The following is a 9,101-nucleotide window of genomic DNA, read 5'->3' as shown; positions in this document are numbered from 1 at the left end:
TCGGGCAATCCTCGATATGCAGCACCTGGATCTTCACACGCCCATTCTCCCGCGCAACTCGCGGCGGCTGGCCACCCCGCACCTTCTTGATCAACGCGCCCTAGGACTCCCGTGAGGTTTGTACAGCAGATCCTCCGAACGAACCCGCTCGGGTTTCCGCGGGAGTCGATCGTTGAGTCGGCAGCGTCTCGAGTCCGTGTCAGCAAGGTCTGGGATGCGGTTAGGCCCGAGCTGCTCATGCACGGCCACATGCACGCTCCTGGCGCCGGGGTGACCGAGGACGGGCGTCGCGTCATCTCGGTTGGATGCAACGAGCAAGAAGGCAGCTTGGGGATCCTCGATCTCCGGGATCTGTCCGTTGCGTTCCCGTCGTTGAAGACGATCCGCGGCTGGTGAGGAGGCGGGCCATGACAGAGGACTTGCACGTCCCCGAACCGAACCCGTGGCCTGCTGTCATCGGGCCTTGCTACGTAGAGGAGTCGCTCCGGCGGGAACTTCGCGTGAGCGGAATGGGCATCATTCGAGCCGCGCAGGAGCGGCGTGTGCTCCAGATCGTCACCTCGGACGGTGTGAATGTGTACCCCGCGTTCCAGGTGCAGGAGCATCAGATCGTGCCGGGCCTCGGACCCGTGCTGCGAGAACTCGAAACGGGCTCAGGGAGTGCGCTGATGTGGGCGCAGTGGCTCAACAAGCCCGTCAAGCGTTCCAACGGGCAGACGCGTCGGCGCATCGACGAGCTCTCCGCGGGGCATGTTGAGGCCCTGGTCCACGAGGCCCGTCACACCGCCGCAGCGTGGCTTGGCGATGGTTCCCGGGAGGTCGAGATGGTGACGGTGAGGGCGGCTCTTACCCTCTTGGTGACCTCGCGGGACGTCAAGGCCGTCGGAGACCAGCCGTGAACGTTCCGCAATCTCGCCCGGCCGCGGAGGACGCCGGGCTGTTCCGTCAGCTGGTGGAGTGGGAAGGGGACGACCTCCCATCGGCGCTGGACCCACTCGTGGCACGCTTTCGCGACAGCTCACGCCCCAACTTCTACGTCTCGCAGGGCTGGTGGCCACTCCTGATTCGACTCGACCAGCGGCTGGCAGCGCTCGATCCGACGTACCGGGTGTCGCAAGTGAAGTCGAAGTTCGCGGTCCTGCAGTTCTACCTCGCGACCACCGCAGACCGCAAGCGCTAACGGACTCGAAGCGCCCCAACGGGGTTGGTGTCCGGGCGGAGATGTTCGTCCAGCCGCCTGTATTCGGTCGGTGTAACCCCCGTCTCTGTGCGGAACTGGCGGTTGAAGTTCGCGAGGTTTCCATACCCGACCGCGGAGCTTATCTCCGAGATTGCAGAGTCGGTCTGGTCTAGCAGCCGGCATGCGTTGGCGATTCGGAGACGACGGACGAGGTTCGAGAAGGTCATCCCGCTCGCCTTCTTGAAGTACTTCGAGAAGGTCGGCTCAGACATGTACGCGAGGCGGGCTGCCTCCGACATCCGGATCTCGCCGCTGAGGTTCTCCAGCACGTAGGCGAGGCCCGCATCGACTGCGGCACGCCCCTCCCTGTCGACCGAGGACGAGTACAGTTCGTGCGCGACGAAGTGCTGCTCATGCTCCGGGGCGTCGGCAAGTAGATCGAGCAGCGCGAAGAACCGCGAGATTCGACTAGCCCCCTCGGTGGCGCCCACCTCCTCGATGAGCTGCGCCGCGGTATCCGCTGTGCGGCCGGAGTAGATGATGCCACGGCGAGATTCCCGGATCAGGTCCTTTGTCCGGTGGAGCTCCGGCACCACAGCAACGGTCTGATCCAGCCACTCCGGCGTGAACTGGATGACGGCGTCGCGATTCTCGATGACCTCATCCGGCGCGAGGTCGCTCATCCAGTCGTGCGGCACGTTCGAGCCGACGATGGCCACATGACCGGCGGCGAACGCGCCGACCTGATTGCCGATGATGTAGCTACCCGTCCCCTTACGGATCAGGTGAATCTCGACTTCGGGGTGATAGTTCCACCGCGCGATGGGTGCCGGGTAGTGGTGTTCCATCCATCGGAACGACTCTCCTGCACGTAACGGAACCAGTTCGCGCGCGGCTGGCTGATCCAGCACGAGCCGAGCGTCGTTCTCGGGTGATCCCCTCATGCTCACAACACCTTCGTTGTCGCCAGAACAAACACCTACAGGGAAAAAAAGTACCAGAAGCGGAGAAGTTTCGCGGAGACACGGTGTGGTCAGCGGGCGCATTCTCATATCAGCCACGACGGCCTCGGAGTCTCAGAGAAGAAGCACTCCGCCGGGTGGCGGCAGCAACAGCAGCAATCACAACAAGGGAGTTCAGATGCTTCGCACACGACGCATTCTCGCCATCGGCGGGGCGCTCGCGATCACCGCCGTCACGATGGCCGGCTGTGCCGGCGCCGGTGGAAACAACAGTCAGGAGGGTGATGTCACCCTCACGCTCGCCACCGTGAGCAACCCGCAGATGAAGGACATGGAGGAGCTGAAGGGCGCCTTCGAGAAGGACAACCCCGGCATCAAGGTCAACTTCGTTCAGATGGAGGAAGGCGACCTCCGCGCCGCCGTCACCGCCGACGTCGCGTCAAAGGCGGGGCAGTACGACATCGTCACCGTCGGCGCGTACGAAGTGCCCCAGTGGGGTGCACTCGGCTGGCTGAAGGACCTCACGGCCGACCTTGCCGCTGATGCGGACTACGACGTAGACGACATCCTCGAGCCGGTGAGGACGGCGATCTCCGTCGATGGGAAGCAGTACGCCGTCCCGTTCTACGGCGAGTCCTCCATCCTCATGTACAACAAGGCGATGTTCGAAGCAGCCGGACTGACCATGCCGGACAAGCCCACCTGGCAGGAGGTCGCCGACTTCGCGAAGCAGCTGAAGACCGACGACGTGGCGGGGATCTGTCTGCGAGGCAAGCCCGGCTGGGGTGATCTCTTTGCGCCCCTGACCACGGTCGTGCAGACCTTCGGCGGCAACTGGTACGACGAGAACTGGGATGCCCAGGTCAACTCGCCCGAGTTCACCGAGGCCGTCAACTTCTACGTCGACCTGCTCAAGGATGCCGGCGAGCCCGACCCCGTCTCGAACAGCTTCACCGAGTGCCTCAACCTGCTCCAGAGCGGAAAAGCAGCCATGTGGTACGACGCATCGGTTGCCGCCTCGATCCTCGAGGACCCGGAGTCCTCCGACGTCGCCGGTCAGATGGGCTACGCCCACGCCCCGGTCGTGAAGACAGAGGAGTCAGGCTGGCTGTGGTCGTGGAACCTCGCGATCCCGGAGACCACCAAGAACTACGACGCCGCACTGAGCTTCATCAAGTGGGCGACCAGCAAGGACTACCAGCAGCTCGTCGGTGAGACCCTCGGCTGGACCCGCGTCCCGCCGGGAGCTCGCAACTCGACCTACGAGATCCCCGAGTACAAGGAAGCGGCAGCGGCCTTCGCCCCTATCACCCTCGAGGTCATGAACTCGGTCAACCCCGAGCAGCCCGGAGTCAACCCGCAGCCGTGGGTGGGAATCCAGTACGTCACGATCCCTGAGTTCCAGGACGTCGGCAACCAGGTCGCGCAGTACGTCGCCGATGCCATCGCCGGTCGCACCACGGTCGAGGAAGCACTGGCCAAGGGACAGGAAGTCGCCCAGGCAGCCGGGGACAAGCAGAAGTAGACCACGGCCCCATCCGCGATCCGGGGCAGCAACACATGCCGCTGCCCCGGATCGCCAAGGCAAGGAGATCAACGATGACCACTTCCGCCATAGTCACAGACGCGGGCGTCAAGAAGCCCAAACTGCCACCGAGAATCGACCCGGCCACCAAGCGACAGGCCCGCACCGCGCGGGGCCTCATCATGCCGGCGCTGCTCATCTCCATCGCGCTGACGCAGATTCCGTTCCTGGTCACCATCGTCGTCTCGTTCACGAACTGGAACCAGCTCCGTCCCGACGAGACCGGGTTCGCCGGCTTCAACAACTACCTCAGCATCTTCGCCAGCGGAGACTTCCTCTCCTCGCTCTGGGCGACGGTCGCCATCACCGGCTCCTCGGTGATCCTCGCTCTGCTCCTTGGGCTTGGCTTTGCGCTTCTTCTGGATCGCAACTTCCGCGGCCAGGGCATCGCGCGAACGCTGCTCATCACTCCGTTCCTGGTCATGCCCGCTGCCGCCTCGCTGCTGTGGAAGTTCCTCATGCTGGACGTCAACAACGGCATCGTGAACGTGGCCCTCAACGCGATCGGCCTGCCCTCGATTGCCTGGAACACGGACCTTCCGCCGCTCACGATCATCATCGTCATGACGTGGCAGTTCACACCGTTCATGATGCTGATCCTCCTGGCCGGGCTCCAGAGCCAGGACAAGGGTGTGCTCGAGGCGGCGTCCGTCGACGGAGCCGGACCGCTCCGCATCTTCCGCTACATGACGCTGCCTCACCTCCGGCAGTACATCGAGATCGCCGTCCTTCTCGGCGGCATCATGCTCCTGCAGATGTTCGACCCCATCGCCATCATGACCAAGGGCACCGGAGGGACGAAGACCCTGCCCTACCTGCTCTACGAACGGGCGTTCATCGGCCTCGACATCGGCCAAGCGGCAGCGTTCGGCGTCGTCACGGTCATCATCACCCTCGCTGTGGCCAGCATCGCGCTGCGCAGCCTGTTCAAGGTCTTCGTCGAAGGAAAGGTCCGCGACTGATGCGTACGCTCCGAGCAGGTCTGCTGACAACCGCCACCTGGGTGGTCGTCCTCCTCTTCTTCTTCCCCATCGGATGGATGGTGTTCACCAGCTTCAAGTCCGAGAGCGCCGCCGCGTCCATCCCTCCGACCGTCTTCACGCCCCTGAGCTTCGACAACTACATCGCGGTGTTCGACCGCGGCATGGGGGCGTACTTGACCAACTCGCTGATCGCGAGCATTACGTCCACGGTGATCGTGCTACTGCTCGCCATCCCCTGCGCCTACGGGCTCAGCGTGCGGCCGATCAAGAAGGTCACCGACGTCCTGTTCTTCTTCATCTCCACCCGCTTCCTGCCGGTGGCGGCGTCTATCATCCCCGTCTACTTCATCCTGTTGTGGCTCGGACTGCTCGACAACATCTCCGCGATCACGTGGCTGTACGTGGCCATCAATCTCCCGATCGCGATCTGGATGATGCGCTCGTTCTTCACGGAAGTACCGGTCGAGATCATCGAGGCCGCTCAGATCGACGGAGCCAACCTGAGGGTAGAACTCGTCCGAGTCGTGCTGCCGATCGTGCTTCCCGGCATCGCCGCGGTGGCCCTGATCTGCTTCATCTTCTCCTGGAATGAGTACTTCCTCGCCAGCATCCTGACCACTGACACGGCGCGCACCGTCCCTCCGTTCCTCGCGAGCTTCGTCGATGGGCGCGGTCAGTTCCTGGCTGTCCTGTCGGCCGCCTCCACGGTCGCGGTGCTGCCGGTCGTCGCAGCCGGCTGGTTGGCGCAGAAGCAGCTCGTCCGCGGACTGGCCATGGGGGCCGTCAAATGAGTAGGCCCACGCTGTCAGCTGAGAGCGTGCGGCTGCTGCCCAGCAACGTGACGACCCCCACCTATGACCGAACCGGGCTGACGACGGGGATCGTGCACGTGGGCGTCGGAGGATTCCACCGCGCCCACATGGCGCGGACGATCGACCGACTCTTGTCCCAGGGCCTGGCAAAGGAGTGGGCCATCTGCGGAGTCGGTCTGCTCGACAGCGACCGTCGGATGAAGGACGTGCTCGCGGAGCAGGATCATCTCTATACCCTCACCGTCCGTCACTCCGATGGAAGCCAGGACACCGCGGTCATCGGCAGCATCGTCGACTACCTCTGGGCTCCCGAGGATCCCGAAGCCGTCATCGAGCGGATGGCGCAGCCGACGACGAAGATCGTGTCGCTGACCGTCACCGAGGGTGGCTACAACATTGACCGCGTGACCGGCGCCTTCGACGTGACCGAGCCGGCCGTCGCAGCCGAGATCGCGGGCGGGGCACCGCGGACCGCCTTCGGCTTCGTCACCGAGGCGCTTCGGCGGCGACGCGACCGTGGGGTTCCGGCGTTCACTGTGCTGTCATGCGACAACGTGCAGAACAACGGCGACATAGCGGCAAGCGCCTTCACTTCCTTCGCGGACGCACAGGATCCAGATCTCGCGAAGTGGATCTCGGCGAACGTGGCGTTTCCCAACTCGATGGTCGACCGCATCACGCCGGTCACCACCAGGGACGATATCGACGATGTCGCTGCGCGCCTCGGGGTGCACGACGAGTGGCCCGTGATCTGCGAACCCTTCTTCCAATGGGTCATCGAGGATCGGTTCGCGGCCGGCCGGCCACCGTTCGAGCACGCAGGAGCTCAACTCGTCGACGATGTCGAACCCTACGAACTGATGAAGCTTCGGCTGCTGAACGCTAGTCACCAAGCACTCTGCTACTTCGGATACCTCATGGGATACCGCCTCGTCCACGAGGCAACCGCAGACCCACTCATCTCCTCACTCCTCACGAGGTACATGGATGACGAAGCCACACCAACGCTGAGGCCCGTGCCGGGAGTGGAGCTCGGCGCTTACAAGCGAACCCTCATAGAGCGATTCTCGAACCCGGCCGTTCGCGACACCGTGGCGCGCCTGTGCGCAGACTCCTCAGATCGCATACCGAAGTGGCTGGTACCCGTTGTCCGCGAGCGACTGGCTGCGGGCGGATCGGTCACCTGGGGGGCTGCGGTGATCGCCAGCTGGGCTCGCTATGCCGAAGGCATCGATGAGCAGGGGGAACCGATCACCGTCGTGGACCCACTGCGCGACGAACTCGTCGCTATCGCGCGCGCCCAAGCAGACGACCGTCTCGCATTCGTGCGAAACGAACGTCTCTTCGGCGATCTCGCACGCGACGAAGTTTTTGTCGCGGCCTACCTCACGGCCAGTGACCTACTGCGCAGTGGTGGCGCCCGCCACACCCTCCAACACTTGCTGGACATCGCCGGCACACGAATCGACCCGCACCACGACACCCCCAAGGAGAAGCTGTGACCCTCATGAGCGCGGCCGTGCTGAGCGCCCCTCACTCCATCGCCATCGAACCCCTAGAAGTTCCACTTCTCGAATCCGATCAGGTGCTTGTCCGCGTGGCGGCGGTAGGTGTGTGCGGCAGCGACGTCCACTACTACCAGCACGGCCGGATCGGGCCGTACGTGGTGAACAACCCTCTTGTGCTCGGGCATGAGCTGTCGGGACGCATCGAAGCGGTCGGCGAGAACGTCGACCCTGCGCGCATCGGCGAGCGGGTCGCGGTTGAGCCCCAGAAACCCTGTCGCGTCTGCGAACAGTGCAAAGCCGGCCGGTACAACCTCTGCCCGCGGATGGAGTTCTTCGCCACGCCGCCCATTGACGGCGCATTCTCGGAGTTCGTCGCGATCCAGAGCGACTTCGCTTTCGCGATCCCCGACAGCGTCTCAGACGAGGCCGCCGCGCTGATGGAGCCGCTGTCGGTCGGCATCTGGGCGAACAAACGCGCCGAGGTCGGCCCCGGAAGCCGCGTCCTCATCGCGGGGGCCGGCCCCATCGGCGTCATCTTGGCGCAGACGGCTCGCGCATTCGGCGCTTCCGAAGTCTTCGTTACAGACATCGATGAGGGCAGGCGGGAGATCGCCTCCAGATTCGGAGCGACGCGAGTCCTGAACCCCCGAGTGGACGCCGTCGAAGGCCTCGAGGTCGACGCGTTCATCGACGCAACGGGCGCGCCGTCGGCCGTCCGTGCCGGAATCTCCGCCGTGCGACCAGCCGGCAGGGTGATCCTCGTGGGACTCGGCGCCGATGACGTAGAAATCCCGATCTCCGTGATCCAGAACAAGGAGATCTGGCTCAGCGGCGTCTTCCGATACGCGAACACGTGGCCGCTCGCCATCGAGCTGGTCCGCAGCGGAAAGGTCAACCTCGATGATCTGGTAACCGCGACCTTCGGGCTCGCGGACGCGGAACGGGCTCTGACGATCGGGCGGGAACCCGGCCAGCTCAAAGCCGTCGTCTACCCGGGTCGGTGAGGTGCGATGGTCGTCATTCTGTCCGCGGCCATATGCATCGCGCTCATCTTGGCGGGGTGCGTTGCGATCTCCCAGGTGCTGGAAGCAACCTCACTACCTCCCGGGATCCGCGCGGCGTGGATCGTCGCCATTATCGTCAGCCCATTAATGGGGCCGGTGCTGTGGATGCGTACTTCCCGTGGAAGCGACGAACGGTCGATAAGCGCGGGTACGTCTCGACACCTCGTTCGCAGCGAGACGTGGCCCAGTTGAGGGAGGAGTCACAGAGATGACGAAAGCAAGTGTCCCCCATCGAGGAGAGGTCGGCGTTCTGGTCATCGGGGAGAGCCTTATAGACGTGGTGACGCGAGAGGGCGTGGCGGTCGAGATGCCAGGCGGATCCCCCGCGAACGTGGCACTCGGCCTGGGGCGTCTCGGCCACCGCGCACGATTCCACACCTCGATCGGACCGGACGCGCGTGGCACGCGAATCGCGGAGCACCTCGCCGGTTCGGGTGTCATCGTGACCGATGAGTCGTGGACGCTCCAGCGCACCTCTGTCGCAACGGCTCGGGTAAGGGCGGACGGAAGCGCTGAGTACATCTTCGAGATCGACGGGACGATCGCCGCACCTCGTCGACGTGACGAAGCTGTCGTACACTTCGGGTCGATCTCGATGTTCATGCATCCCGGCGCGAGCACCATCGAAGCGTTCATCGAGGACCTCCCGAGGGACGTTCTCGTCTCGATGGATCCCAACATCCGCCCAGCTCTCGTCGGTCCCCGGGACGCTGCCGTCCGACGATTCGAACGTCTCCTCCAACGCGCAGATGTCGTGAAGCTCAGCGACGAGGACGCCGCATGGCTCTACCCGGGGGCGAGCAGCGGCGAGGTGTTGGATCACCTCCTGCGGGGCAGTACACGCCTCGTTGCGATCACGCGCGGAAGCGGAGGCGCCGCACTGGCCACTCCTACGGCGCGCGTCGCTCTAGATGTACTGACCCGGATCGTTGTTGACGTAGGAGAAGCCTCCGGTGTCGAGTTGGAGCTGTCTAGTTCTGCAGCTCGAACACACGGAGGCTTCTCGT

General features: G+C 64.3%; 9 protein-coding genes. 8 read left to right on the top strand and 1 reads right to left on the bottom strand.

The genetic code is table 11. From position 1 onward, the window contains the following. Positions 1-509: 509 nt before the first annotated feature. Together ACPEH2_RS15605 and ACPEH2_RS15600 are read left to right on the top strand one after the other, a co-directional pair. A complete protein-coding gene (locus ACPEH2_RS15605) occupies positions 510-899 on the top strand; it encodes a hypothetical protein (protein WP_359921374.1) in 390 nt (129 codons plus the stop codon). Further along, the gene (locus ACPEH2_RS15600) at positions 896-1,180 is read left to right on the top strand and encodes a hypothetical protein (protein ID WP_359921371.1); all 285 of its coding nucleotides are present in this window, start codon (positions 896-898) and stop codon (positions 1,178-1,180) included. Before ACPEH2_RS15605 ends, ACPEH2_RS15600 begins: the two co-directional genes overlap by 4 nt. On the opposite strand, the gene ACPEH2_RS15595 is transcribed toward ACPEH2_RS15600, so the two are convergent. Beyond that, the gene (locus ACPEH2_RS15595) at positions 1,177-2,028 is read right to left on the bottom strand and encodes an AraC family transcriptional regulator (protein WP_359921368.1); all 852 of its coding nucleotides are present in this window, start codon (positions 2,026-2,028) and stop codon (positions 1,177-1,179) included. The two genes, ACPEH2_RS15600 and ACPEH2_RS15595, sit on opposite strands and share 4 nt — an antisense overlap. 292 nt (positions 2,029-2,320) lie before the next feature. Between ACPEH2_RS15595 and ACPEH2_RS15590 the strand changes: the two genes are divergently transcribed. From ACPEH2_RS15590 to ACPEH2_RS15565, 6 genes are all read left to right on the top strand, one after another. Further along, positions 2,321-3,667, top strand: a complete 1,347-nt coding sequence (locus tag ACPEH2_RS15590) for an ABC transporter substrate-binding protein (RefSeq protein WP_217528600.1) — start codon at positions 2,321-2,323, stop codon at positions 3,665-3,667. Between the two features lie 74 nt (positions 3,668-3,741). Beyond that, positions 3,742-4,689, top strand: a complete 948-nt coding sequence (locus ACPEH2_RS15585) for a carbohydrate ABC transporter permease (RefSeq protein WP_359921365.1) — start codon at positions 3,742-3,744, stop codon at positions 4,687-4,689. Continuing rightward, the gene (locus tag ACPEH2_RS15580; RefSeq protein WP_359921362.1) at positions 4,689-5,501 is read left to right on the top strand and encodes a carbohydrate ABC transporter permease; all 813 of its coding nucleotides are present in this window, start codon (positions 4,689-4,691) and stop codon (positions 5,499-5,501) included. The genes ACPEH2_RS15585 and ACPEH2_RS15580 overlap by 1 nt, the downstream gene beginning before the upstream one ends. A 26-nt stretch (positions 5,502-5,527) precedes the next feature. Then, positions 5,528-7,024 (top strand): mannitol dehydrogenase family protein, encoded by a 1,497-nt coding sequence (locus ACPEH2_RS15575; protein ID WP_359921359.1) that lies wholly within the window; start codon positions 5,528-5,530, stop codon positions 7,022-7,024. A 5-nt stretch (positions 7,025-7,029) separates the two neighbouring features. Next, positions 7,030-8,034 (top strand): NAD(P)-dependent alcohol dehydrogenase, encoded by a 1,005-nt coding sequence (locus ACPEH2_RS15570; RefSeq protein ID WP_423719071.1) that lies wholly within the window; start codon positions 7,030-7,032, stop codon positions 8,032-8,034. A gap of 268 nt (positions 8,035-8,302) precedes the next feature. Beyond that, positions 8,303-9,101, top strand: a 799-nt coding sequence (locus ACPEH2_RS15565) for a PfkB family carbohydrate kinase (RefSeq protein WP_423719070.1), incomplete at its 3' end; no start/stop codon positions are given.

Origin of the sequence: Microbacterium sp. NPDC064942 (assembly GCF_049545525.1) — a bacterium.
In the GTDB taxonomy this organism is placed as follows: Bacteria; Actinomycetota; Actinomycetes; order Actinomycetales; family Microbacteriaceae; genus Microbacterium; species Microbacterium gawkjiense.
This window is presented reverse-complemented; position numbering and strand designations above follow the sequence as displayed.

Coding starts and splice junctions, on each gene's coding strand:
- ACPEH2_RS15570 (WP_423719071.1), top strand. CDS start 7,030: ATGAGCGCGGCCGTGCTGAGCGCCCCTCACTCCATCGCCATCGAACCC.
- ACPEH2_RS15580 (WP_359921362.1), top strand. CDS start 4,689: ATGCGTACGCTCCGAGCAGGTCTGCTGACAACCGCCACCTGGGTGGTC.
- ACPEH2_RS15585 (WP_359921365.1), top strand. CDS start 3,742: ATGACCACTTCCGCCATAGTCACAGACGCGGGCGTCAAGAAGCCCAAA.
- ACPEH2_RS15595 (WP_359921368.1), bottom strand. CDS start 2,028: ATGGAACACCACTACCCGGCACCCATCGCGCGGTGGAACTATCACCCC.
- ACPEH2_RS15605 (WP_359921374.1), top strand. CDS start 510: ATGGGCATCATTCGAGCCGCGCAGGAGCGGCGTGTGCTCCAGATCGTC.
- ACPEH2_RS15590 (WP_217528600.1), top strand. CDS start 2,321: ATGCTTCGCACACGACGCATTCTCGCCATCGGCGGGGCGCTCGCGATC.